The organism is Avibacterium sp. 20-126, from assembly GCF_044358625.1.
GTDB lineage: Bacteria > Pseudomonadota > Gammaproteobacteria > Enterobacterales > Pasteurellaceae > Avibacterium.
In genome coordinates, this window is the sequence record NZ_CP091457.1 from 2,151,641 (window position 1) to 2,176,938 (window position 25,298).

At 41.2% G+C, this 25,298-nt stretch carries 24 protein-coding genes, 2 tRNA genes and 1 rRNA gene; 13 read left to right on the forward strand and 14 right to left on the reverse strand.

Annotation, left to right across the window (positions count from 1 at the left end; all coding sequences use genetic code 11):
* Window positions 1–53: 53 nt before the first annotated feature.
* The 6 genes from L4F91_RS10140 to L4F91_RS10165 all read right to left on the reverse strand — a co-directional run bounded on the left by L4F91_RS10140 (window position 54) and on the right by L4F91_RS10165 (window position 6,268).
* Window positions 54–129 (reverse strand) — tRNA-Glu (locus L4F91_RS10140).
* Window positions 130–219: 90 nt separating this feature from the next.
* Window positions 220–1,763 (reverse strand): 16S ribosomal RNA (locus L4F91_RS10145).
* A 331-nt stretch (window positions 1,764–2,094) separates the two neighbouring features.
* On the reverse strand, window positions 2,095–3,264 hold the full coding sequence (locus tag L4F91_RS10150) for a pyridoxal phosphate-dependent aminotransferase (protein WP_395896304.1): 1,170 nt from the start codon (window positions 3,262–3,264) through the stop codon (window positions 2,095–2,097).
* Window positions 3,265–3,672: 408 nt separating this feature from the next.
* Window positions 3,673–4,182: a menaquinone-dependent protoporphyrinogen IX dehydrogenase gene (gene hemG / locus L4F91_RS10155; protein ID WP_395896306.1), complete on the reverse strand. Its 510-nt coding sequence runs from the start codon at window positions 4,180–4,182 to the stop codon at window positions 3,673–3,675.
* Window positions 4,182–5,645, reverse strand: coding sequence for a TrkH family potassium uptake protein (locus tag L4F91_RS10160; protein WP_250351465.1), 1,464 nt, complete (start codon window positions 5,643–5,645; stop codon window positions 4,182–4,184). The genes hemG and L4F91_RS10160 overlap by 1 nt, the downstream gene beginning before the upstream one ends.
* 11 nt (window positions 5,646–5,656) lie before the next feature.
* On the reverse strand, window positions 5,657–6,268 hold the full coding sequence (locus tag L4F91_RS10165; RefSeq protein ID WP_250364602.1) for a YigZ family protein: 612 nt from the start codon (window positions 6,266–6,268) through the stop codon (window positions 5,657–5,659).
* 70 nt (window positions 6,269–6,338) lie between these two features.
* Between L4F91_RS10165 and tusA the strand changes: the two genes are divergently transcribed.
* Window positions 6,339–6,578, forward strand: coding sequence for a sulfurtransferase TusA (tusA, locus tag L4F91_RS10170; RefSeq protein ID WP_250351464.1), 240 nt, complete (start codon window positions 6,339–6,341; stop codon window positions 6,576–6,578).
* A 62-nt stretch (window positions 6,579–6,640) separates the two neighbouring features.
* Here the strand turns inward: tusA and L4F91_RS10175 are convergent, their stop codons facing one another.
* The gene (locus L4F91_RS10175; RefSeq protein ID WP_250351463.1) at window positions 6,641–7,324 is read right to left on the reverse strand and encodes a 2,3-diphosphoglycerate-dependent phosphoglycerate mutase; all 684 of its coding nucleotides are present in this window, start codon (window positions 7,322–7,324) and stop codon (window positions 6,641–6,643) included.
* A gap of 243 nt (window positions 7,325–7,567) precedes the next feature.
* On the opposite strand from L4F91_RS10175, the gene envC reads away from it, so the two are divergent.
* Window positions 7,568–8,782: a murein hydrolase activator EnvC gene (gene envC / locus L4F91_RS10180; RefSeq protein WP_395896309.1), complete on the forward strand. Its 1,215-nt coding sequence runs from the start codon at window positions 7,568–7,570 to the stop codon at window positions 8,780–8,782.
* On the forward strand, window positions 8,782–9,657 hold the full coding sequence (locus L4F91_RS10185) for a divergent polysaccharide deacetylase family protein (RefSeq protein ID WP_395896311.1): 876 nt from the start codon (window positions 8,782–8,784) through the stop codon (window positions 9,655–9,657). Before envC ends, L4F91_RS10185 begins: the two co-directional genes overlap by 1 nt.
* A 17-nt stretch (window positions 9,658–9,674) precedes the next feature.
* Here L4F91_RS10185 and L4F91_RS10190 read toward each other — a convergent pair.
* A tRNA-Sec gene (locus tag L4F91_RS10190) sits at window positions 9,675–9,769 on the reverse strand.
* Window positions 9,770–10,013: 244 nt separating this feature from the next.
* Here L4F91_RS10190 and selA point away from each other — a divergent pair.
* Both selA and selB read left to right on the forward strand, forming a co-directional pair.
* Complete coding sequence (selA, locus tag L4F91_RS10195; protein WP_395896313.1) at window positions 10,014–11,399, forward strand: L-seryl-tRNA(Sec) selenium transferase; 1,386 nt, start codon at window positions 10,014–10,016, stop codon at window positions 11,397–11,399.
* The gene (gene selB / locus L4F91_RS10200) at window positions 11,396–13,255 is read left to right on the forward strand and encodes a selenocysteine-specific translation elongation factor (RefSeq protein ID WP_250363704.1); all 1,860 of its coding nucleotides are present in this window, start codon (window positions 11,396–11,398) and stop codon (window positions 13,253–13,255) included. The genes selA and selB overlap by 4 nt, the downstream gene beginning before the upstream one ends.
* Before the next feature lie 206 nt (window positions 13,256–13,461).
* On the opposite strand, the gene cysE is transcribed toward selB, so the two are convergent.
* Both cysE and gpsA read right to left on the reverse strand, forming a co-directional pair.
* Window positions 13,462–14,259 carry a serine O-acetyltransferase gene (cysE, locus tag L4F91_RS10205; protein WP_250363705.1) on the reverse strand — a complete coding sequence of 266 codons (798 nt, stop codon included), beginning with the start codon at window positions 14,257–14,259 and terminating at the stop codon, window positions 13,462–13,464.
* Between the two features lies 1 nt (window position 14,260).
* Window positions 14,261–15,274: an NAD(P)H-dependent glycerol-3-phosphate dehydrogenase gene (gene gpsA / locus L4F91_RS10210; RefSeq protein ID WP_395896315.1), complete on the reverse strand. Its 1,014-nt coding sequence runs from the start codon at window positions 15,272–15,274 to the stop codon at window positions 14,261–14,263.
* Window positions 15,275–15,465: 191 nt separating this feature from the next.
* Between gpsA and L4F91_RS10215 the strand changes: the two genes are divergently transcribed.
* Window positions 15,466–15,762, forward strand: coding sequence for a type II toxin-antitoxin system RelE/ParE family toxin (locus L4F91_RS10215; RefSeq protein WP_395896317.1), 297 nt, complete (start codon window positions 15,466–15,468; stop codon window positions 15,760–15,762).
* Window positions 15,763–15,766: 4 nt separating this feature from the next.
* Complete coding sequence (locus L4F91_RS10220) at window positions 15,767–16,069, forward strand: addiction module antidote protein (protein ID WP_265778583.1); 303 nt, start codon at window positions 15,767–15,769, stop codon at window positions 16,067–16,069.
* A 42-nt stretch (window positions 16,070–16,111) separates the two neighbouring features.
* Here the strand turns inward: L4F91_RS10220 and secB are convergent, their stop codons facing one another.
* Complete coding sequence (gene secB / locus L4F91_RS10225) at window positions 16,112–16,624, reverse strand: protein-export chaperone SecB (RefSeq protein ID WP_250351438.1); 513 nt, start codon at window positions 16,622–16,624, stop codon at window positions 16,112–16,114.
* An 18-nt stretch (window positions 16,625–16,642) separates the two neighbouring features.
* A complete protein-coding gene (locus L4F91_RS10230; RefSeq protein ID WP_250351437.1) occupies window positions 16,643–17,089 on the reverse strand; it encodes a rhodanese-like domain-containing protein in 447 nt (148 codons plus the stop codon).
* 271 nt (window positions 17,090–17,360) lie between these two features.
* On the opposite strand from L4F91_RS10230, the gene L4F91_RS10235 reads away from it, so the two are divergent.
* The 3 genes from L4F91_RS10235 to L4F91_RS10245 all read left to right on the forward strand — a co-directional run bounded on the left by L4F91_RS10235 (window position 17,361) and on the right by L4F91_RS10245 (window position 20,042).
* Window positions 17,361–18,674: an anaerobic C4-dicarboxylate transporter gene (locus L4F91_RS10235; RefSeq protein WP_250351436.1), complete on the forward strand. Its 1,314-nt coding sequence runs from the start codon at window positions 17,361–17,363 to the stop codon at window positions 18,672–18,674.
* 144 nt (window positions 18,675–18,818) lie between these two features.
* Window positions 18,819–19,487 carry an NAD(P)H-dependent oxidoreductase gene (locus tag L4F91_RS10240; protein ID WP_395896320.1) on the forward strand — a complete coding sequence of 223 codons (669 nt, stop codon included), beginning with the start codon at window positions 18,819–18,821 and terminating at the stop codon, window positions 19,485–19,487.
* Between the two features lie 93 nt (window positions 19,488–19,580).
* Window positions 19,581–20,042 carry a DMT family transporter gene (locus L4F91_RS10245; protein WP_265762927.1) on the forward strand — a complete coding sequence of 154 codons (462 nt, stop codon included), beginning with the start codon at window positions 19,581–19,583 and terminating at the stop codon, window positions 20,040–20,042.
* Between the two features lie 257 nt (window positions 20,043–20,299).
* Here L4F91_RS10245 and pssA read toward each other — a convergent pair whose 3' ends face one another.
* Window positions 20,300–21,661, reverse strand: coding sequence for a CDP-diacylglycerol--serine O-phosphatidyltransferase (gene pssA / locus L4F91_RS10250; RefSeq protein WP_395896323.1), 1,362 nt, complete (start codon window positions 21,659–21,661; stop codon window positions 20,300–20,302).
* 173 nt (window positions 21,662–21,834) lie between these two features.
* Here pssA and L4F91_RS10255 point away from each other — a divergent pair, with 173 nt between their 5' ends.
* Window positions 21,835–22,869 (forward strand): TrmH family RNA methyltransferase, encoded by a 1,035-nt coding sequence (locus tag L4F91_RS10255; protein ID WP_395896325.1) that lies wholly within the window; start codon window positions 21,835–21,837, stop codon window positions 22,867–22,869.
* Here L4F91_RS10255 and L4F91_RS10260 read toward each other — a convergent pair.
* A complete protein-coding gene (locus L4F91_RS10260) occupies window positions 22,864–23,124 on the reverse strand; it encodes a YfhL family 4Fe-4S dicluster ferredoxin (protein ID WP_250351636.1) in 261 nt (86 codons plus the stop codon). The two genes, L4F91_RS10255 and L4F91_RS10260, sit on opposite strands and share 6 nt — an antisense overlap.
* A 73-nt stretch (window positions 23,125–23,197) precedes the next feature.
* On the opposite strand from L4F91_RS10260, the gene L4F91_RS10265 reads away from it, so the two are divergent.
* Entirely contained in the window at window positions 23,198–23,911 is a 714-nt protein-coding gene (locus L4F91_RS10265) for a ribonuclease (protein WP_395896327.1), read from the forward strand.
* Window positions 23,912–24,070: 159 nt separating this feature from the next.
* Window positions 24,071–25,240 carry a phosphoglycerate kinase gene (locus L4F91_RS10270; RefSeq protein ID WP_250363715.1) on the forward strand — a complete coding sequence of 390 codons (1,170 nt, stop codon included), beginning with the start codon at window positions 24,071–24,073 and terminating at the stop codon, window positions 25,238–25,240.
* The last annotated feature ends 58 nt before the right edge of the window (window positions 25,241–25,298 follow it).

Consider the following 25,298-nt stretch of genomic DNA (forward strand, 5'->3'; position numbering starts at 1 on the left):
TCAGCTTGTTTTTACATTGTTAAAGAGCAATTCGCTATAAAATTAGCTTTATATGGCGTCCCCTAGGGGATTCGAACCCCTGTTACCGCCGTGAAAGGGCGATGTCCTAGGCCTCTAGACGAAGGGGACTACATATAAAGGTAATCTCTACTACATCCTTTGCTTCTCATTGTCTAACATCAATCAACCAATCTGTGTGAACATTCGTCTTCTCTTCGGTAAGGAGGTGATCCAACCGCAGGTTCCCCTACGGTTACCTTGTTACGACTTCACCCCAGTCATGAATCATACCGTGGTAAACGCCCCCCTCTCGGTTAAGCTATCTACTTCTGGTACAACCCACTCCCATGGTGTGACGGGCGGTGTGTACAAGGCCCGGGAACGTATTCACCGCGACATTCTGATTCGCGATTACTAGCGATTCCGACTTCATGGAGTCGAGTTGCAGACTCCAATCCGGACTTAGATGCACTTTCTGAGATTCGCTCACCCTCGCAGGCTCGCTTCCCTCTGTATGCACCATTGTAGCACGTGTGTAGCCCTACTCGTAAGGGCCATGATGACTTGACGTCATCCCCACCTTCCTCCAGTTTATCACTGGCAGTCTCCTTTGAGTTCCCATCTCTACATGCTGGCAACAAAGGATAAGGGTTGCGCTCGTTGCGGGACTTAACCCAACATTTCACAACACGAGCTGACGACAGCCATGCAGCACCTGTCTCAAAGTTCCCGAAGGCACAGTCTTATCTCTAAAACCTTCTTTGGATGTCAAGAGTAGGTAAGGTTCTTCGCGTTGCATCGAATTAAACCACATGCTCCACCGCTTGTGCGGGCCCCCGTCAATTCATTTGAGTTTTAACCTTGCGGCCGTACTCCCCAGGCGGTCGATTTATCACGTTAGCTACGGGCGCCAAGCTCAAAGCCCAACCCCCAAATCGACAGCGTTTACAGCGTGGACTACCAGGGTATCTAATCCTGTTTGCTCCCCACGCTTTCGCACATGAGCGTCAGTATCTCCCCAAGGGGCTGCCTTCGCCTTCGGTATTCCTCCACATCTCTACGCATTTCACCGCTACACGTGGAATTCTACCCCTCCCTAGAGTACTCTAGTAAACCAGTCTGAAATGCAATTCCCAAGTTAAGCTCGGGGATTTCACATCTCACTTAATTTACCGCCTGCGTGCCCTTTACGCCCAGTTATTCCGATTAACGCTCGCACCCTCCGTATTACCGCGGCTGCTGGCACGGAGTTAGCCGGTGCTTCTTCTGTGACTAACGTCAAATCAACGCGCTATTAACACGTCAACCTTCCTCATCACCGAAAGAACTTTACAACCCGAAGGCCTTCTTCATTCACGCGGCATGGCTGCGTCAGGGTTCCCCCCATTGCGCAATATTCCCCACTGCTGCCTCCCGTAGGAGTCTGGGCCGTGTCTCAGTCCCAGTGTGGCTGGTCATCCTCTCAGACCAGCTAGAGATCGCAGGCTTGGTAGGCCTTTACCCCACCAACTACCTAATCCCACTTGGGCTCACCTTATGGCTAGTGGCCTTCCGGTCCCACTACTTTAATCCTCAGATATTACGCGGTGTTAGCCATCGTTTCCAATGGTTATCCCCCTCCATAAAACAGATTCCCAAGCATTACTCACCCGTCCGCCACTCGTCAGCATCGAAAGCAAGCTTTCAACCCGTTACCGTTCGACTTGCATGTGTTAAGCCTGCCGCCAGCGTTCAATCTGAGCCATGATCAAACTCTTCAGTTTAATCTCGCTCAATGAATACATAACGTTATATTCTATTTGAATTTCAAGTTAAGCATCATTGATTTCTAAATTTTAAATCTTTTTGAAAATCAACGAATGCCCACACAGATTGTCTGATTGATTGTTAAAGAGCAAAAAAGAACGACGCGATTTGTATCATCTTAATTTCTACAACGTCGCGTCGTTGTGTGCGGCGTATTATAGACATCTCGAAAATCTTTGCAAGTCTTTTTTTGCAAATTTTTAAGATTTTTTATCGCTTGATGACTTTTACGCCAACTTGCAAAATTATTCACCTAAGTGCGGTGAAAATTTAGCTTATTTTATCTCTCTAGAGCCATCCTTTTTGACGAAATGTTTTCCACACTTCAATAACGTACGCCATTTCTTCCGGTGTACCTAAGGTTAAACGGTTGTAATTCGTTAATGGCGGGAAAGGACGGCCAACAACAATATTGTATGCTTTCATACGTTTTGCATATTCTACACTATCACCTTTGATACTGTGAAAAATGAAATTTGCACTACTTGGTATATAAGTAAGCCCTAATTCATCAAGCGCTTTCATCACCATACGACGAGATTCATCTGTAACACGACGGCTTTCTTGTAAAAATGCGTTATCTGCTAATGTCGCACGTGCAGCCACTGCAGCGGTTAAGTTAGTGTTATCGGCGCTTAAGAATTGACGTAAATAATCCATTTCTGATTTCGCTGCCACCATATAGCCAATCCGCAAGCCTGCCAATGCATATAATTTAGAAAACGTTCTCGTTACAGCTAAATGTTCAGTCCCTTTACGCACCCATTCCATCGCGCTGGTGAATTGCGGATCACCTTCGGCGTATTCTGCATAAGCTTCATCAATCAACAAACGATGATTCGCTGGAATATTATCTAACCAAGGCGCCAACTGGCTATTTGGCGTCAATAATGCAGTTGGATTATTTGGGTTACAAAGATAAATAATGCTCATACCATCAAATTGATCCGCAGCCGCACGGATTGCTTTAAGATCAAATGAGAGATCCTCTTTTAATGGAACTTTCACCACCGGCACATTGCGTGCTAAGGCATAATCTTCATAAATCCCAAATGTTGGATCGGGTGCAATCACTTGTACAGCTTGCTTTTTCTCATTCGCTTGCTGAATCCAACCTGCAATCACCGCTTCAATCGCTTCAGAAGAGCCATTACCTAATCCTATATTTTCCGTATTAAGATTAAAACGCTTGGCAATATCCTCAATCAAACCTTCACGTTCACTGTCCGGATAACGATTGGATAAATTGAGATGATTAATAATCGCCTGACGTGCAGACTGGCTCATTCCCAAAGAATTTTCATTAAAATTTAATAATAGAGGGTGTTCAGCGCTAGGTAGCGTAAATGTTGTCTGCGTTGTAATGGGTTGTGTTTCGGCAACGACTTTGTGGTGAAAAAGACCTGCAGCAACACCCGCAGCGGTAAGTTGTAGCATACGACGACGATTAATTTGCATAATTATTCCTTATTGAGTTTTAGTTATTAAATTTCTAATTCATAAAGCAAGCAATTAAAACCTATTAAAACTTACTTTAACGGCGTTAAATTTGTAATAATTCATTAAAATTGTCAAGTAATAAAACCTATATTTTAAATTAATATTTAAAAATAATGAATTTTAATTCAACAAAGCTCTTTTAACTATACGCTATACAATGACGTTCTGATAGCAACATATGATAGATGTAAGATGAGAAAAATGTTCTTGCAGAAAAGTGAAAAAGGAAACGAGAAGATGGAAGTCTTCTTCAGGGTTAGTCTATTTTTTATATCACGTTAATGCTGGGGTGCAAAATCCACTTCAACGCGACTTATGCAAGTGCGGTGGAAATTTTGTTAATTTTTCCACCGCACTTTCTGTTGGCTAATTAAGTTGCTTCAGCTGTTCGGCAAATTTGTCCACTTTTTGCCAATCGGTATATTCAATTTCTTTACTGGTGTCCGTTTCGCCGCCCGTAATTTTCATAATAAAGCGGATCATCATTCGGTCGAACCAGCCATAACGGGGATACAATAACGCCCCCGCAAATACCGCACATAAAGTGGGGTTCCAGTGGATACGTTGCAAAAATTTTTTGACATATGAATTCGTTTCTGGCGTATCCTTGCCGGCTTTACGCGCAGTTAAATTCACGCCAAAAAATGCCGTTTGTTTGCGATTTAAAAGTGCGATGTTTTTTTCGATAAATTGATAAAGCAATTTGTTAAAATGTCCGTAACGGATTGATGCACCGATGATAATGCGATCAAATTCCGCTAAGTCAGGCACGTTATCACTAATGCTCCGCACTTCGGCGATTAATTTTTCTGCCATAAATTGGGCGATTTTCTGCGTTTGCCCATCACAGCTAGAATACAAAATCAAAGTTTTCATCAAGTTCTCCAAAAAGCAGGACTGAATAGCACTAAGAGTGAAAAGATTTCCAAACGCCCTGCCGCCATTGCAAAGGAAAAAACATATTTTGCACTATCTGGCACACCGGCAAAGCTTGTACTGATGATACCTAGCCCCGGTCCTGAATTTGTAATGGCGGCAAAAACAGCACCAATGGAATCAAATGCTTCCATTCCGCATAAGATAGCCGCAAAGACGCATAGCCAAAATGTAAGGAAAAAGGCAATTAAAAACGCCCAAATCCGTTCAATAACCTGCATAGATAATAAATTATCACCGAGTTTAACTGGCACAACAAGGCTTGGATGAACTAACGATTTCAGTTCTCGTTTAAACTGCAACCAGACAACTAAGACACGGATCATTTTAAGCCCTCCCGAGGTTGAGCCGGCACAGCCCCCTAATAACCCCGCAAAGACAAGCATCATTCCTAGAAATGGCGGCAATTGATTGAAATCAAATAACGTATAGCCTGACGTCATTGCCATAGACGCAGATTGCGCACTCCCTTGGGCAAAGGCATCAATCAGCGAAAGGTTATCGTAAGAAAGATAAAGCCCTAGAGATAGCACGAGAATAAAGAATCCTTGAACGAAACAAAAAAAACGAAACTCAGGATCATGCCAATAGGTTTTCCATATACTTTGGTGTTTCATATGTGTTAAAGCCGTAATGTGCAAGCCAAAGTTACAACCTGCGACAAGCATAAAAAATGCGGCTAAAAAATAAATTTTGGAATCATTAAAATACCCTAAATTGGCATCGTGAGTGGACATTCCACCATTAGAAACCGTAGAAAAACTATGAGAAATCGCGTCAAACATTGACATTCCCGCCCACCAATAAGCAAGAATGCATACAACCGTAAGCACGCAATATAAAATCCATAATAGTTTTGCAACTTCTGCAATTCTCGGCAAATTTTTCTGATCTTTCAGTGGGCCTGAAGATTCAATGCGATAAAGCTGGCTTCCTCCAATCCCTAAAATAGGTACAACGGCAACAACCAATACAATCAGCCCCATTCCCCCTAGCCATTGTAAAAACTGGCGATAAAATAAAATGGATTTCGGCAAGTTATCTAGCCCAGACATTACCGTTGCGCCTGTTGTCGTCAGGGCAGAAAATGCCTCGAATACCGTATCTGCAAAATCCATATGCACTTCATCAAATAACAAGAATGGAATCACCGCCAATAAACTCAACAGCACCCAGAATACCACGACGATTAAAAAACCTTCTCTGGCACGCAATTCCTGTTTATGTTGATGACAGCTCCACCACAACAGCGTGCCAAAAGAAAAGCTAGCAATGAAGGCTTGCATAAACGCTTTTCCTCCCCCATCACCATAAATCAGTGCCACAAATGCTGGCACAAGCATTGTGGCAGAAAAACACATCACCAAAATGCCGATAATTCGAAAAATAGATAATATATGCACAATGTTCTCTCTTATTTTATTGCGAGGATTGTTAGCTGACCGGCAGAACGTTCCGTTAATTCTCGTTCAAACTCAGCCTGTTTATCAGGACGGATTGCCAATACAAAATGGACTTTTTCTTGGAAATCTTGCGATTCAATCAACACCTCTTGCTGCACACACAAGTGTTGCAGCCAGTTGATTTGGTCATACTCACAGGTCAACCGAAAATGTTCTCGCTCCACTTTCATTGTGGTTTCAAGCAATTGCAAGGCTTGTTGCACGCCGTTGCCATAAGCACGCACCAAGCCTCCTGTCCCCAGCAAAATCCCACCATAATAGCGCACCACAACGGCACTGACTTCACCAATTTGGCTACCCAGCAACGCATTTAACATTGGCTTACCAGCTGTGCCTGCGGGTTCGCCATCATCGGAAAAGCCTAAACTTTGGGTATCTGACGGTTTACCCGCGACTGCCGCCCAACAATGATGGCGAGCATTTGGGTGCTGAGTACGAATTTCCTGCCAAAACGCTTTCGCTTGTGCTAAACCTTCTGTATGTTTGAGATACGTGATAAAACGGCTTTTCTTAATTTCTTCTTCAAAAACCACCGCACTTTGCGGAATTAAATATTCCATAATCCAGACTAATTTTGACCAATATTTAATTGAGCGGTATTATACGCACAAAATCACTTCAACTAAATAAACAATGAACGAAATTAATATTCATCAACAGTTAGATACCCAAGGGCTACGCTGCCCTGAACCGGTAATGCTAGTACGCAAGCAAATTCGCCATATGCAAGCGGGGGAAGTGCTACTTATTCTGGCTGATGATCCTGCTACCACAAGGGATATTCCCAGTTTCTGTCAATTTATGGATCATCGTTTACTCAAAAGCGAAACAGAAAGCCCCCCGTTTAGATATTGGGTGCAGAAAGGGCAATAACAAAAGAAAATCAGAACAAAATAAAAAGGTGCGGACATTCGCACCTTTCTTTTTTAACGGGATTATAGGTAGAATTTATCTACAAAATTTAATTTATCGTCAAGTTTTAGCACTAATGGCTGACCTGTTGGGATTTCAAAATCCATAATATCTTCATCAGAAATGCCGATAATGTGTTTGGCTAAGGCACGCAATGAGTTACCGTGAGCGGTGACTAATACACGTTTTCCTGATAATAACGCTGGGGCAATTTGATCTTCCCAGAACGGTAAAACGCGCTCTAAGGTTACTTTTAAGTTTTCGCCATCAGGGATCACATCAGGCGGTAAATTTGCATAACGGCGATCATTATGGGCTGAATTTGGATCATTTGGATCTAGTAATGGTGGTAATGTATCGTAAGAACGACGCCAAATATGCACCTGTTCATCACCATATTTTTCTGCCGTTGCTTTTTTGTCTAAGCCTTGTAATTCGCCATAATGACGCTCATTTAAACGCCAACTTTTCACTTGCGGGATCCAAAGCTGGTGAGACTCTTCCAACACAATATTACAGGTTTTAATTGCACGAGTAAGTACAGAGGTAAACGCGATGTCAAACTCATAGCCTGCATCTAATAATTTTTTCCCTGCCGCTTTCGCTTCTTCTACACCACGTTCCGTTAAATTAACATCACGCCAGCCAGTGAATAAATTTTTCGCATTCCATTCACTAAAACCGTGACGGATAAACACTAATTCCATAGAAAATCTCCTAATGTTAATGAAAAATACTGCGCCACTTTATAGCAAAAATTTCAGCTTTTTAAAAGGAAAAAGCATTACTTTCCTGATCTTTCGCAAGGATTTACCGCATTCTGATTTTTCTCCAAACCGCGATTTTCTGATTTACTCAAAATTTTTCCCCGCGAACATTTAGCGCCTTGCTCAAATAATGGTATAGTTATGCACATTTTTAGCCATTAGGGCGATACACCAATTTTATTAATGAGAGAAAAAACGTTGAAAAAACGCACCGCACTTTTCTTCTTTGCCTGCACCCTACCTTTCGCTGTGCAGGGCGCGGATCTGTCTGCGATTCAAAAACAGATCAAACAGCAAGAACAGAAAATTGCTGAACAAAAACGTGAACAAGACAAATTGCAATCCACCCTTAAAAATCAGGAATTGCAAATTAATGGCGTGGTTGGACAACTTCGCCAAACGGAATCAGATCTAAAAGCCATTCGCCAAATGATCGCGGATACCGATAAACAAATCAAACACTTAGAAAAACAAGAAAAAAGCCAAAAAGAAAAACTGGCTAAGCAGATCGATGCAATGTACCGCTCAGGCATTAACCCTTCGGTGCTAGAGAAACTCTTTTCAGAAGATGCTCAAAAAGCAGAGCGAATGAAAGCCTATTATGAGCATATGAACCAAGCTCGTCTTGCCTACATTGAAGATCTCAAACAAACGCAAGAACAGCTCAAGAAAGAAAAAGCCAATATCCAAACTCAACAGCAAGAACAACAAAATCAGCTGAATGCGCAGAAAAAACAACAACAGAGTTTGCAAAAAGTGCAGCGCGAACGCCAATCTACGCTCAATCAGCTGAATAAGCGTTTAGCCAAAGATCAAAATAAATTAGATAGCTTAAAAGAAAACGAAAATGCCTTACGCCAACAAATCCAACGTGCAGAACAACAAGCGCGTGAACAAGAAAAACGTGAACGCGAAGCGTTAGCGCAGAAAACTCGCCAAGAAGAACAAAAAAACCAAAAACCTTACACGCCAACCGCCCAAGAAAAACAGCTTATGGCAAGTAGCTCAGGGTTGGGTAAACCACAAAGGCAATATCAATATCCTGTATCAGGCAAAATTCTCAACCGTTTTGGTTCAACCCAAATGGGTGAATTAAAATGGAAAGGGATTGTGATCGGAGCAAATGCAGGTAGTTCAGTTCGAGCTATTGCTGATGGACGAGTTATTTTAGCTAGTTGGTTACAAGGTTATGGCTTAATGGTGATCATTAAACACGGTGAAAACGATCTAAGCTTATACGGCTACAACCGCGCCGTTTCAGTCAAAGAAGGGCAACTGGTGAAAGCAGGGCAAAAAATTGCCGAAGTGGGAAGTTCTGGGGGACAATCAAGATCAGGGCTTTATTTTGAAATTCGCCGTAAAGGTGTTGCGGTAAATCCGACAGGTTGGTTGCGATAATGAAGAGAACTTACCAAAAACAAATCACCAAAAAACAAAGTGCGGTTAAAAATTTACTGATTTTTTCTACCGCACTTTCCTTGAGCCTCTTCCCCACAATTTCGATCAGCCAATCTCGCCTTGCTATTGTCATTGATGATGTGGGCTATCGCCCTAAAGAAGATGCCGCAATTTATGCGATGCCAAAAGAAATTTCGGTAGCAATCATTCCTTCCGCACCCTATGCCAAACAACGCAATCAACAAGCAATGCAACAAGGGCGAGATGTGCTTATTCATTTGCCCATGCAACCTATGGGGAATCATAAGATTGAATCTGGTGGTTTGACACTTGGAATGACACAGCAGGCAGTTCGAGAAAGAGTACAAAATGCGAAACAAGTTATTTCTTCAGCTATTGGATTGAATAATCATATGGGGAGTGCAGCTACTGCTGATAGTGATTTAATGAATAAATTAATGACAGTATTAAAAGAGCAACATCTCTTTTTTCTTGATAGCCGTACCATTGGACATTCTGTTGCAAGTAAAACCGCAAAACAATACGGCATAAAAGCACTCGATCGCCATATTTTCCTTGATGATAGCGATGAATTTAACAACGTTCAACGCCAATTTCAACAAGCCATTACCTATGCACGCAAACAAGGCACTGCTATCGTTATCGGACATCCCCGAAAAAATACGATTGCTGTGCTACAAAATGGCTTACGTCACCTCCCTCAAGATATTCAATTAGTGAATATAGGCAGTCTATGGCGTGGTGAAAAAATCGTCCCACAAAAACCATTCATTATGCTCTTTAATGCAACACCAGCCCCGACATCCGTCGCCCCTTTTCGAGAAATACCATTACTAAGAGGGATACCAAAATAGAAGAGATCAAAAAGAAGTGGCGGAAGATAATGGGAGTCGAACCCACCCAAGATTGCTGGCAACCTTAACAGGATTTGAAGTCCTGCCGTTTCACCGGAAACGCCTATCTTCCAACAGTTTGCTCACTTTAAAGGAAATTTGTTGATTATTCAAGCCTATGTGAAAGTAAAATTATCGGCCCACATTTTATTGTTATTTTAATGTGCAATAACATAAGATCATTTTAGTAAAGTGCTACCGAAAAACACACCAATGCCATATCCTTTCAACATCTCTCGGCAAGACTTCCAGTTAAAAGCTGAATTTTTGATTAAAAAACAGTATGATTACAGGTAAAAGTTTACTAGGACGATAAAATGAGCAGCCTTTTTCAACAACTTCCTTCAATAGATAAATTGTTAAAACAGCGTGAACTTGCCCCATTGATTACAATGTTCGGTCATCGTGCGGTGGTTAATGTATGTCGAAAATTCCTTGAAGATGCCCGTTCTCAGATAAAAAAAACACAAACACTTCCCGATATTTTTCTTAATCAGGAAAACTTGCTTACCGAAATTCAGCGAACCCTCACCATACAACAACAAGTAAAAATTCAACCTGTGCATAATTTAACGGGAACTGTTTTACATACGAATTTAGGTCGGGCTTTGTGGGCTGAGGCTGCACAGCAAGCCGCATTATTAACGATGCAAGAAAATGTCGCATTAGAATATGACTTGCTCGCCGGAGAACGTAGCCACCGCGATAAGTATATTAGTGAGCTATTATGTGAGCTTACCGGAGCAGAAGCCGCTTGCGTGGTGAACAACAATGCAGCAGCCGTGTTACTAATGTTAGCTACCTTTGCAGCGGGTAAAGAAGTGGTTATTTCTCGTGGTGAGCTAATTGAAATTGGCGGTTCGTTCCGTATCCCTGATATTATGCAACAAGCCGGCTGTAAGCTAATTGAAGTTGGTACAACAAATCGCACCCATTTAACTGATTATCGCCGTGCTATCAACGAAAATACTGCCTTTTTAATGAAAGTTCATAGTAGTAATTACCAAATTTGTGGCTTTACGCATTCTGTCAGCGAAGCCGAATTAGCACAACTTGGTCAGGAAATGAATGTGCCTGTGGTAACCGATTTAGGCAGTGGAGCATTGGTGGATCTTTCACAATATGGCTTGCCGAATGAACCTACCGTACAAGAAAAATGGCAGCAAGGTGTGGATTTAATCTCATTCTCTGGGGATAAATTGCTAGGTGGTCCACAGGCAGGCATTATTGTTGGAAAAAAAGAATTTATCGATCAACTACAAGCGCATCCACTCAAGCGCGCATTACGCTGTGATAAAGTCATTTTAGCGGGATTAGAGGCGACGTTGCGTTTATATCTTCAACCTGAAAAATTGACAGAGAAACTGACGAGTTTGCAGTTACTCACGCAGCATGTCTCCGTATTACACCAACAGGCAGAAATACTGAAAGTGCGGTTGGAAAATCAGTTAGATTTTGCCTATACTGTCCGTGTGGAACAAAGCCAATCACAAATTGGCAGTGGCGCCCAACCCCTCGCCACGCTTCCTTCCATTGCGGTAACCATAGAAGAAAAAACATCGCAAAAATTGACCGCACTTCTTGAACGCTTCAAACAACTCCCCCAGCCTATCATTGGGCGAATTGAACAAAATAAATTATGGCTCGATCTACGTAGCCTTGCCAATTTTGAACGTTTATTAAATACCGTGGAGCAACTATGATTATTGTTACCTCAGGCCACGTCGATCACGGCAAAACCGCTTTGTTACGCGCTTTAACGGGTACTGATGCGGATCGCTTGCCAGAAGAAAAGAAACGTGGAATGACGATTGATTTAGGTTATGCCTATTTACCTTTACCACAGAAAACGCTGGGTTTTATTGATGTGCCGGGACACGAAAAATTTCTCTCAAATATGCTTGCCGGGCTAGGCGGAGTAGATTATGCAATGCTTATCGTTGCCGCAGATGAAGGTATTCAGCCACAAACCGCAGAACATCTCGCCATTTTACGCCTATTGCATTTTAAGCAAATTATTGTTGTGATCACAAAAGCGGATAAAGTCAGCAAAACACATATTGCAAACACCAAGCAACAACTGGTACAAGCATACCCATTTTTGAAAGAAAGCCCTTTTTTCATTACTTCCGCTTATACAGGGCAAGGTATTGACGAATTACAAGCACATTTAGCAAATTTGCCTTCTCTTTCTGATAACCAGCTGCCTTTCCGTTATGTGATAGATCGCATTTTTACGATTAAAGGGGCAGGAACTGTGGTAACAGGCACGGCATTCAGTGGGCGTATTGCTACGAATGAAGAACTGTACTTATCCACAGGAAAAAAAGTGCGTATTAAAAATATCCATAGCCAAGATCAACAATCAATGGTTGGAGAGGCCGGGCAACGTTTAGCCTTAAATATTCAAACCGATGTAGAACGAACTGAAATTCAGCGTGGAGACTGGCTTTTCTCTCACCCACCAACAGTTGCCACTGATCGCATTACCGTAGAAATCGAAGCGGCACAGTGGATACAAGAAAGCCAAGCTGTGCATAGTTATCACGCCGCCTCGCATACAACGGGTAAGCTCACATTGCTCGAAAATAAACAACTTTATCCACAGCAAAAAGCCCTAGCAGAACTCACTTTACAAGATCCATTATACCTAACCTATAACGATAAATTAATTTTACGTACAGGCGATGCCAAATCCTTGTTAGCTGGCGCAAGGGTGATTGAAATTCACTCGCCAAAACGTTACAAGCGTACTGAAGTGCGGTTGAATTTTTTACATCATTTACTCACAACGCAAAACGTAGCTGAACGTTTAAGTTGCTATTTACAACATCGCCCAATGCCACTTACGGAATTAGCGTGGTTAGCACAACGTAAAGAAGAGGATTTACCCGATTTACTTGCAGAACGTCATATCCAAACCCGGCAAGGGTGGGCATTTACGCGTAGTTATCAACAACAGCAAAGTGAAAAATTAATCGCCACATTGACGGATTACCACCAGCAATCTCCCGATCAACTTGGCTTAAGCAAAGCACGTTTATATCGCATTGCGGCTATTCATCAGCCTGAAGCCTTAATTTATTATTTTATTGCTGACTTATTAGCCCAAGAGAAGCTTCAGCAAACGCGCGGTTGGTTGCATTTACCAGAACATAAAATTCGTTTTAATACAGAAGAACAGCAGTTATGGCAGCAAGTCCTCACGCATTTTGAACAACAGCACGGACAAGCATTATGGGTGCGAGATTTAGCGAATTTACTGGATTTAGATGAAAGCACGATGCGTAATTTTCTTTATAAAGCAGGGAAATTAGGCTATTTAACGCCTATTGTACGAGATCGTTTTATGCTTACGGAAACCCTGTATGCGTATGCGCATTGGGTAAAAAACATTATCTTGGAGAAGGGAGACATTTCAGTAAATCAACTCCGCGATGAATTACAATGGGGCAGAAAAATGACGGTGCAACTTATGGAATATTTCGATCGCTGTGGTTTTTTACGCCGTAAGGGAAATGTGCATTTATTACGAGATGGCGATCTCTTTGATTACTAACCATAAAACACAAGTGCGGTGAAAAATGGAGAAATTTATCACCGCACTTTTCTTAAATGCAAACACATTTTTATTGCCATTTATTTTTTCATCAATCCCTTTGCAAGCGGGATAAGATAACCTCCTCACAACGTCCATTTATGTCCAACTAAAGCAACGATAAAGTAGATCAAGTATGCAACCTATGTTGAGCCTGTGCTATGTCACTAAATATTTAAATTGATTTTCTCATCAATAAAACATTGATCCATTTCAAATGCCGGTTTTGCTGCTTTATCTTTACCAATGGTTTTTGAAGGGACACCCGCAACAGTGGTATATTCAGGGACGGGTTGTAATACCACAGAATTTGCACCAATTTTGGCATAACGCCCAATTTCAATATTACCGAGAATTTTTGCCCCAGCTCCAATCATCACCCCCTCCCTTACTTTTGGATGACGATCACCAGATTCTTTACCCGTTCCACCTAGGGTAACACCTTGTAGAATAGATACATCATTTTCGATGACAGAGGTTTCGCCTACCACAATGCCAGTGGCGTGATCGAACATAATGCCACAGCCTATTTGTGCAGCGGGGTGAATATCCACATCAAACGCAACAGAAATTTCATTTTGTAAATAAATCGCCAACGCTTTACGATTTTGTTGCCATAAATAATGGGTAATACGGTAACTTTGTAAGGCGTGAAAACCTTTTAAATATAATAACGGCGTTGTCCATAATTCCACTGCGGGATCCCGTTGACGCACCGCACGAATATCACAAGCCGCACTGCCAATGATATCAGGTTCTGCTTGGTAGGCGTCTTCAATAATTTCACGCAAGGTGATCGCGGGCATAATGGGATTTGCTAATTTATTAGCTAAAATATAACTTAATGCGTTACCAAGATTCTGGTGTTTTAGAATAGTGGAATGAAAAAAACTCGCGAGCATTGGCTCACATTCCGCTAATTCTTTTGCTTCTTGACGAAGTAAACGCCAAACTTCAACAGGCATTTTATTCTCCTTTTCGTTCTCGTCCAAGCAGACTGAATGCAACATCTTTGGCATTTTTAGCACAAAATAGGACTTGGTAAATTTGTTCGGTAATTGGCATTTCTACACCTTGTCGCTGAGCAAGTAAATAGGTTTCTTTGGTGTTATAAAATCCTTCCACCACCTGACCAATTTCAGCTAATGCCTGCTCGGTGTTTTGCCCCTGACCAAGCATTAACCCAAAGCGACGATTACGCGATTGGTTATCCGTACAAGTTAGTACTAAATCACCTAAGCCTGACATTCCCATAAATGTATTGGGGTTCGCCCCGAGTGATTCACCTAATCGGCTAATCTCCGCTAAACCACGTGTGATCAAGGCAGTACGCGCATTTGCGCCAAACCCCATTCCGTCTGACATTCCAGCCCCAATGGCAATCACATTTTTAATGGCTCCTCCAAGCTGAACACCGATCATATCTTGATTAAGATAAACACGAAAATGTTTACTGCAATGAATACGCGCTTGAAATTCTTGGGCAAACGCCAGATCGTGAGAAGCTAAGGTGATTGCCGTTGGCAGCCCTTGTGCAAGCTCTTTGGCAAATGTTGGGCCAGATAAAACAGCTAATGGATATTGCGTGCCAAGTTTTTCTTCTACCACCTGTTGCAATAAACGCCCTGTATCTCGTTCTAAACCTTTCGTCGCCCAAACAATTCGATGCTCTGGCTGTAAGTGCGGTCGGATTTTTTCTAAAACTTCGCCAAAAACGTGGCTAGGTACAACAATCAATAAATCTCGTGATTTTTGCACCGCACTCGCTAAATTCGTTTCAATTTGTAATGCTTCAGGAAACGGAATATCTGGTAAAAAAGGCTGATTACAACGTGCATCCGCCAACGCTTGCATATGTTCGGCATTATGTCCCCAAAGATAAGTAGGAGAACCGTTACGAGAGAAACTGATTGCCAATGCCGTCCCGTAAGATCCTGCGCCAATGACAGTAATGGGTGAATTGGAAATATTGTTGTGCATTAATCATCTCCATAATGAAAATAAAAGTGAATCACACTCACTATTAATGCCTTGAGTTTAACCTACTTGAATTAGACTGAAAATAGAATTTTTACAGAAGTGAGTTAGTGGTGGGGCGTTATATAAAGCAGTGGATAGATTACATTGCCAAATTGTATCCTATCGAATACAATTTATAAAAGGAGATGGGTATGGAAAAAATAAATGAAATAAGAACAACAGCCGAATTTGACCACTGGCTAATGAATTTAAAAAATCGCATAGCAAAAATGGCAATTATCAAGCGCATAGAACGAGCTGAGCAAGGAAATTTCGGTGATCATAAACCATTAGGTGGTGGGCTTTATGAAATGCGAATAGCAACTGGAGCAGGTTATCGTGTTTATTACATTCAAGATGGCAATACGTTATATTTTTTGTTGTGTGGTGGCGATAAATCAACACAACAGGCAGGTATTAACAAAGCAAGAATGATGATTGAGGATTAACATAATGAAATTAAAAGCAAATATTAAAACAAGTCATTTTGACGCAGCAAAATACCTTACTACGGAAGAAGATATACAGGCTTATTTAGCTGAAACCCTAAAAAGTGGAGGGCAAGAAGAATTTTTAACCGCACTTTCAACAGTTGCAAGAGCAAGAGGAATGACAGAGCTAGCTAAACAAACAGGTTTAGGGCGTGAAAGTCTGTATAAAACCCTATCCAAAGGCAGTAAACCGAGATTTGAAACCATACAAAAAATTCTCTTGGCGTTTAATTTGGAACTCGTGCCAACAATTAAAGGGCGGTGATTTTTTCCATAAAAAAGTGGGTCTTTCACCCACTTATTTTGATTAATTAACCGTTTCTGGTTTCTCGTCCTGTGCTTGCTCCGCTTGCTGACGCTCTAAATATTCCATAAAGAGTGCATCAAAGTTTACGGGAGAAAGATTTAATGGCGGGAAAGTGCCACGGTTTACAAGGCTTGCAATTAATTCACGCGCGTAAGGGAACAGCATATTTGGGCATTGTGAAGTTAAGCAATGGGCAAGTTGAACGCCTTCCAACCCACTTACTGTGAACACGCCTGCTTGTTTTACTTCACAAATAAACGCCACATCACCACTTTCTTCAAGGGTGGTTTCGGTGGAAATGTTTAAACAGACCTCATAAAGATCTTCACCTAATTCAACCACTTCTGTGTTTAAATCAAAAGAAAGTTGAGGTTTCCATTCTTGTTGGAAAATATGGGGAAGATTCGGCGCTTCAAAAGAGACATCTTTAATATAGATACGTTGAATTTGTAATACAGCTTCTGTTTGTTGTTCTTGTGCTTCCGTTGCAACTTCTTGATTTTGCTCAGTCATTTTCTATTCCTCTATGAGTTATTTATCTTTTTTCACTAATGGCAAATTCGCTGAACGCCAACCTGCAATCCCTTCTTTTAACGCGTACACTTCGCGAAATCCTTGTTTAGCCAAAAGCTCTGCGGAAGTGCCTGCAGCCATTCCCGTGGCACACACAACCACAACGGGCTTGTCTTTATGCTGTTCAATTTTACCAATATTCTGATTTTTAATTTCGCTAGGTAATAAATGAATGCTGTGAATAATATGCCCACGTTCAAATTCATCAAGAGTACGCACATCAATTACTGTCGCCTCTTTATTATTCATTAAGCTAACGATCTCGGCATTCTCAATGGTTTTCACTTTGGTGGTGAACGCCTTGAAATAGGTGTAAATAACGAGAAAAAATACGGCTATCCAAGAAATAACCATTAATGTGTGATTTTTTGCAAAGGCAGTTGCCATCGGTAGAAATTCTTGCATTTTACTCTCTATGTTTTAATTCAAAAAATAAAGGCTTAAGTATAACCGCACTTTATTCATCTTTCAAAGAAACTCTGTGAAATTCCCCACTTGTTAAGGTGGGTTTTATTCTAAATCAATGAATAAATAAAAATAATTAGAGCTTATATAGCGATTCACCGCGTTTATTGCTATATTATTGCGCGATTTTAAAGAGATTTTTCTCTTTTCATCATTGTATGTTCTTTTTGCAAAGAAATTATCTAATCCATATATTAAAAGAGGTTCGATTATGTTTTTTCTCCAATTTGCCATCGTATTGGTGTGCATTTTGATTGGTGCGCGCATTGGCGGTATCGGCTTGGGAGTAATGGGCGGTATGGGGCTTGCTATCCTCTCTTTTGGCTTCGGCTTAGCGCCTGCGGGTTTACCGATTAATGTAATGCTAATGATTATGGCGGTCGTTTCTGCCGCAGCGGCAATGCAAGCCGCAGGTGGTTTAGATTATATGATCAAAATCGCCACCAATATTTTACGTAAACACCCGAAATACATCACCTTTATTGCGCCTGCAGTAACTTGGACATTCACCGTATTAGCAGGAACAGGTCACGTGGCTTATTCTGTATTACCGGTGATTGCAGAAGTAAGTCGCCACAATGGTGTACGTCCTGAACGTCCGCTTTCAATGGCGGTAATTGCTTCACAATTTGCCATTGTCGCTAGCCCGATTGCTGCTGCGGTGGTTGCGGTGGTTGCTTATCTTGAGCCACAAGGCATTCACTTAGGTGATGTATTAATGGTAACCATACCTTCAACCATTTTAGGCTTAGCGCTTGCTTGTATTTTCGTCAATAAAATGGGTAAAGAATTAAAAGATGACCCAGAATATCAACGTTTATTACAAGATCCTGAGTATGTAAAAGAAAACCATACAGATGTTAATCCAGACAACATTCAATTAAAACCAACGGCGAAATTATCTGTCGGTTTATTCTTATTTGGTGCGTTATTAGTAGTATTAATGGGAGCATTCCCTGGCTTACGTCCAGTTTTTGATGGCAAACCAATGGGAATGGCACACGCCATTGAAATCGTGATGCTGACTGTGGGGGCATTAATCATTTTAACTTGTAAACCAAATGGCAACGCCATTACACAAGGTTCCGTGTTCCACGCGGGAATGCGTGCTGTTATCGCTATTTTTGGTATTGCGTGGTTAGGTGATACCCTGATGCAAGCGCATATGGTGGAAGTCAAAGAAAGTGTAAAAGTGTTGGTTGAAACCGCACCTTGGACCTTTGCTATTGCACTATTTGTGCTTTCTGTTTTAGTAAATAGCCAAGGCGCAACAGTTGCTACTCTATTCCCAGTTGGGATCGCATTGGGCATTCCTGCACCAGTGTTAATTGGGGTATTTGTTGCAGTAAATGGTTACTTCTTCATTCCAAATTACGGTCCAATCATTGCCTCAATTGACTTTGATACCACAGGAACAACACGTATTGGTAAATATATTTTCAACCATAGCTTTATGCTACCAGGGCTATTAAGTATGGCATTCAGCCTTGCGTTTGGCTTGTTGTTCGCCAATATTTTGCTGTAATTTTTACCGCACTTTATGCTATCAACTGGGGGCATTGCTCCCAGTTTTTTTATGCCCTCATTCTGATACAAAAAGTTAGCTATGGCATTCCTTGCCAAACTTTCGCATAATATGGCCAGCTTTTTTAACAAGAGGAATATAATAATGACGATTTCCAAACAACAAATTCTTGATGCTTACCATTTTCGCCACGCATGCAAACAATACGATCCCACAAAGAAAATCAGTGAGGAAGATTTTCGCTTTATCCTTGAAACCGCACGTCTTTCGCCAAGTTCCTTTGGATTTGAGCCGTGGAAATTTTTAGTGATTGAAAATCAGCATATTAAAGAACTCATCCGCGATACCGCGTGGGGAGCGAAAGATAAAATTATGGATTGTAGCCATTTTGTCGTTATCCTCGTTCGCCAACCCCAAACTCTTTTAGCAGATGGCGAATATGTCCCACATATTATGCGTGATGTGCATCATATCCCTGAAGATGCCCTTAAATTGCGTCAAGGTTTTTATCGCAACTTTACAGAAAACGATTTTGCGCTCACCGACAATCCCGTTGCATTTTATCATTGGGCTTGCCGTCAAAGTTATATCGCCTTAGGCAATATGCTCACTAGCGCGGCAATGATTGGCATTGATAGCACCCCAATTGAGGGCTTTCCGCTAGAAAAAATGAATGATCTTTTTGTTGCAGAAGGGTTATACCGTGCAGATGAATACAAGCTCAGTGTAATGGCTGCATTTGGCTATCGCGTAAATACACCGCGAGAAAAAACACGCCAAGCATTTGACGAAATTGTCGAATGGGTAAAATAAAAACCCCGTAAAATCCTACCGCACTTTATCCTTATTAATAAAAATAAAGTGCGGTGCAAATTTTCTTCTTTTTAATCATTCTTTGGAATAGGTATGCTCATTTCATTTATTCTGATTGCGCTTTGTGCAGGCGTTGCCCTTGCCACGCAAGCCGCGATTAATAGCCAACTGGCAGGATCATTAATGGGACAACCCGTGGTCGCCGCATTGATTTCTTTTGCGATGGGAACCCTATTGCTGTTTTTTATTTGTTGGTGGAAAGCTGATTTATTCACCGCCTTGCAACAAGTGCCAAAACAACCAATATGGAAACTCATTGGTGGCCCACTCGGTGCGTTAGTGGTCTTCACAACCATTTTTCTCGCCCCTAAAATGGGCGTAACAAATATGCTATTTTTCATCATTATCGGGCAACTTATTGCCGCAGCGGTGATTGATCATTTTGGCTTGATTGGTATGACAAGTCGTCCAATCCAAATCTGGCAAATAATTGGCTTTGTGTTTATGGGCGCTGGATTAGTGCTATTTTTCTTTGGCAAAAAATTGTTTGGCTAGCTTTCAACGCATCGATCGATAAGTGCTATCCTCATCTTAAGTAAAAATACTGTAAAAAATTACTGCACTTCTTCATTGCCTTCCTATTTTCCCGTAATGGCGGGCTGGTGTGTCCGCCTAAAAAATATTGCCACACAAGCAATGTAAAGGCAGTCATTTGGAAATGAGTTAGGATTTCCCCAAAAATTCCCCTCTTGTATCAAGAGGGGAAAAGCAAAAGTGTGGTAAGAAAACATTCAAATGTAAAAAATTTTCTTCTACAAAATCATCTTCACTAATTTATCCGCTTTAATACGGGCAAATTTTTTCAGCAGTTTTTGCACTGGTTCTGGATATTGCGAAAGTGCCTCCAGTTCTGTGTAGTGTGTGAGCTGTATGGTATGTTGGCGAATACAATTTAACTCTTGTTGTACTTGGGATTGTAGTTGTTGTGCTGGATCTTGAATGAGCAAGCCATTTTCTGCGTCTAAACGCCAAGCACGCGGGTTAAGATTGTTGCCGGTTAAAAGCATATAATGATCATCTACCCACACCCCCTTTAGGTGATAGCTGTTATCACCGTCTTTCCAAGTGCGAATAACCAGCTGACCTTGGTTGAGTTGTTGCTCAAATTTTTGGCTAAAACGGCGTAAATTACTTTCATATAAATAAGGCAGCGCGCCAGCCATTTTAAATGGCTGTGAAGGGGGAATATAAAAATCATTGGCAGTTTTATCCCCCACAATAATTTCAATTTGCTTGCCTTTTTGTAATAAACGCCGAATTTTTTGTTGCAATGGGCGAGGGAAATTAAAGTAAGGCGTACAGATCACCAATTTTTCCTGCACAATCTGAAAAAGATCTTCAATCGTACGGTTAAGCAGGTTTGCCCCACCGCCTAAACCAAAAAGTGGGGTGATTTTTAGGCCAGAATTTTCTTCGTTTGCAAACTTATATTGCCCATCGCTTGCCAAGCCTTTACGGAAAGCACGAATATGTTGGCGAATTTCTTTGGTTTTAGGACGCTCAACATTATCCAACGGTAATACTGCTTGATTACTCAGCAAATGCTGTTTGAGAAAATCCACCATTGAGTCTGTTAAAGCCGAATGAGTGATTTTATGATAACGATCGTAGCGATATTTTTCATTTTGCTGTAAATAAACATTATTGATACTCGCCCCACTGTATAGCAACGTATCATCAAAAATAAAGCCTTTAATGTGTAAAACGCCAAAAACTTCTCGTGTATTTACGGGAACACCGAAAAATAAATGAGCGTGTTCACCATATCGATGAATTGCCCGTTGATCACAATACCAATCCGCATTTGTGGCTGTCTTTTCTGCCCCGAGTAAATTACGTTGAGCGCGATGCCAATCCACAAAAATTTTCACATCAAGATTCGGATTACGGCTTTTCGCGGCAAAGATCTCATTCAAAATCGCTTGCCCTGCTTCATCATTTTGCCAATAAAGTGCGGTGATATAAATGCGCGTTTTTGCTTCACGAATAAGCTGAATAATCTGTTGCTTAAATTCCGCAGGGTGATGAAGAAAATCAATTTGTGTTTCCTCTAAAGCCAAATAAGGCAAGGTTTGTAGATTTTCTTTCGCCCGTTTCGTTTTATTTATCAACATAATTTTTACTCTAATTTTAGTAATCTTTTTTGTTCAGCTCGCTAGTTTACAATATTTACTTCTTCGCTTGGTAGAAAAAAGATATTTTTTCGCTATAATGCTCACACTTTCTGACAAAGTGCGCTGAAAATTCGCCCACTTTTCTTATTTTTATCACAATTTGGTAACGCAAAATGAACGCAAAAAAACCAACCTTCCAACAAGCGGATTCCACAAAACGTTTCAATGAACGCTACGCTGGCGAAAAACAAGACAAAAAAGCACCGCACTTTTTGCGTGGAAAAAAGGAAGATAAACGCCCTTTTTCTCGAGAAAAGACAGCGTTCAAAGCAAGCGAAAAAGTGCAACAACGTACAGAATTAACGATGGATAATGCACGTGGCACAGCCAATGTCAAAGTGGTAATTAAACGAACTGGGGAAAAAGAAAAACAGAAAAAAACAGGCCCTCTTTCCCCACGCGCGCCAGAAAAAATTAAGAAAAATCGCGCAGAAGAAATTAAAGTTTATGGTGAAAACACCTGTTTAGCACTTTTTGCTCAGCGTCCTGAAAGCATTGTTCGCGTATGGACTACCGTGGAAATGGCGCACCGTGTCGGGGAATTATTCAGCTATTTGGCGGCAAATAAAAAAGTCTATCACGTTGTAGATAATAAAGAACTTGCGTTAGTGAGTGGTACAGAACACCATAACGGCATTTGTATGTTAGTGAAAAAACCTCGTCATTTTACCCTTACTGGGTATCTAGACATTCCACGCCAAAAAGATGCCTTAGTGTTACTTGATAATGTACATAATGCCCATAACATCGGTGGCATTGTGCGAACTTGTGCGGTATATGGCGTGAAAGGGTTAGTATTGAGTGAAGCCGATTTACTTAACTCTGCTGCGGCAATGCGTGTGGCAGAAGGCGGTGCTGAATACATACATACGTTACTGACCAACAGCACAGAGCAGGGTTTAACTGAATTGCGTGAAAAAGGCTATCAAATCGTACATCTAAGCCAAAACAAACAAGCCAAACCTTTCGCTCAGTTGAAATTAAGCGATAAAGTGGTCTTCGTATTAAGCGAAAGTGCGGGGGAAAATTTGGTAAAAAATCACGATGATGTCGTGAATTTATCCCTTGCTAACCCACTTAACGCAGGTTTGAATGTTGCTGTTGCTACGGGTGTTCTCTTGGCAAAATGGGCAGAAAAATCCTTATAATTGATCCGCGTGATGAATAAGGACAAAGCGTTCCCATAACTGGGCTTCGCTTTCTTGATGATTAGGATCAGGCTTAATGCAGTTGCTGATTGGGCAAACTTTTTGACAGGTTGGGGTATCATAATGCCCCACGCATTCGGTACAAAGATTTGGATCGATAAGATAAATATCTTCGCCCACGGAAATGGCATCATTCGGGCATTCAGGCAAGCACATATCACAATTTGTGCATTTCTCTGTAATTAAAAGTGCCATCATTTCCCCATATCATCATTGAAAGGGCGAGATTATAAAGAATCAGCAAGGAAAATTAAATAGGCAAAACAAGATGAGCAAGAAAAACAATAAAGGACTTTCTTTTTTAAGTACCCTAATCATTGCGGGCATTGCATTGATTTGGAATTATTTTCAACCTTCCGAAAAAACACCTAAACCGCAACCTGCCCCACAATCGCAACCAAATACAACCGCACCACTTAGCGATAATTATGATTACATTATGCGCGATGATGCCATTGGGCAAAATAAAAATGCGCCAGTAGATTATTATATGCTGGCGTTGTCTTGGTCGCCGGGGTTTTGCCAAGCACAAAAGGAACACTATAACGGTAAATTGCCACAATCGCTGATGAGCCAATGTGGCACGCAGCAGTATGGCTGGGTGATCCATGGATTATGGCCACAAAATGGCAATGCTCATTCCGTCAGTGATCATCCTCGTTTTTGTCAAGGAGATTTACCTATGGTTGATCCTAGCTTGATTAAGCCTTATCTTGCCGATAGCCCAAGCGCCAATTTATTACAAGGCGAATGGGAAAAGCACGGCGCTTGTGCGTTTAATGACGCCAAATCATATTTTGAAAAACAGCAAAATTTATACCGCACTTTAACCTTGCCAGATCGTGATTTACCACGCAAAGAATTATTTGCTTGGCTGAAAAAACATAACCCACAATTAAAAGGAGCCTACTTGAGAGCAAGCCATAATGAATTATTTATTTGTTATGACCTGAATTGGCAAGTGAGAGATTGCCCACATTAGTGCGCGCTTTACTCTATTTGGAGTAATAAAAGATCTATTATTTCTCAGAATTAAAAAAATCTGCCTGATTATTTGATCTAAAGCAGTTACAATCTAGTAATAACTGGGTATAATGCCACCCAGTTCTATTAATTTTTAAACAAATAAAGAGGGTAAATTATGTCAGTAATTAAAATGACCGACCTAGATTTAGCAGGTAAACGTGTGTTTATTCGTGCCGACCTTAATGTGCCAGTAAAAGAGGGAAAAGTAACCTCTGATGCACGTATTCAAGCAACCATTCCAACCTTAAAATTAGCCCTTGAAAAAGGGGCAAAAGTGATGGTTACCTCTCATTTAGGTCGCCCAACTGAAGGCGAATTCAAACCTGAAGATTCCCTCCAACCTGTAGTTGATTACTTAAAAAATGCAGGCTTTAATGTACGTTTAGCACGTGATTATTTAGACGGCGTAGAAGTGAATGACGGTGAAATCGTTGTACTTGAAAACGTCCGTATTAACAAAGGCGAAAAGAAAAATGATCCTGAATTAGGTAAGAAATACGCCGCACTTTGTGATGTATTTGTAATGGATGCCTTTGGTACCGCACACCGTGCACAAGCTTCAACTTATGGCGTAGCAGAATTTGCCCCGATCGCTTGTGCTGGCCCACTATTAGCAGCAGAATTAGATGCCTTAGGCAAAGCCTTAAAAGAGCCACAACGTCCAATGCTTGCTATTGTTGGGGGATCAAAAGTGTCAACCAAATTAACCGTGTTAGATTCTCTTGCTAAAGTCGCTGATCAACTTATCGTTGGCGGTGGGATCGCAAATACCTTTATTGCTGCAGAAGGCAAAGATGTAGGTAAATCCTTATACGAAGCGGATTTAATCCCTGAAGCACAACGCTTAGCAAAAGCAACCCAAATTCCTGTTCCAAGCGATGTGCGTGTTGGATTAGAATTCTCTGAAAACGCACCAGCGATCGAAAAATCTGTTGATGATGTGCAAGCAGAAGAATCTATCTTTGATATTGGTGATAAAAGCGCAGAAGAGCTGGCAAACATTATCCGCAATGCGAAAACGATTCTGTGGAATGGCCCTGTAGGTGTATTTGAATTCCCTAATTTCCGTAAAGGAACTGAAGTGGTTGCCAATGCTATCGTTGAAGCGACCCAAAATGGTGCATTTTCTATTGCAGGCGGTGGCGATACCTTGGCTGCAATTGATTTATTTGGCATTAAAGATAAAATTTCATACATCTCAACAGGTGGCGGTGCATTCTTAGAATTTGTAGAAGGCAAAGTATTACCTGCTGTTGAAATCTTAGAAAAACGTGCGAAAAACTAATTTAATTCGATTGAAATAAAGGGGAATGTTCTTCCCCTTGACACATTCCCAAAACTAT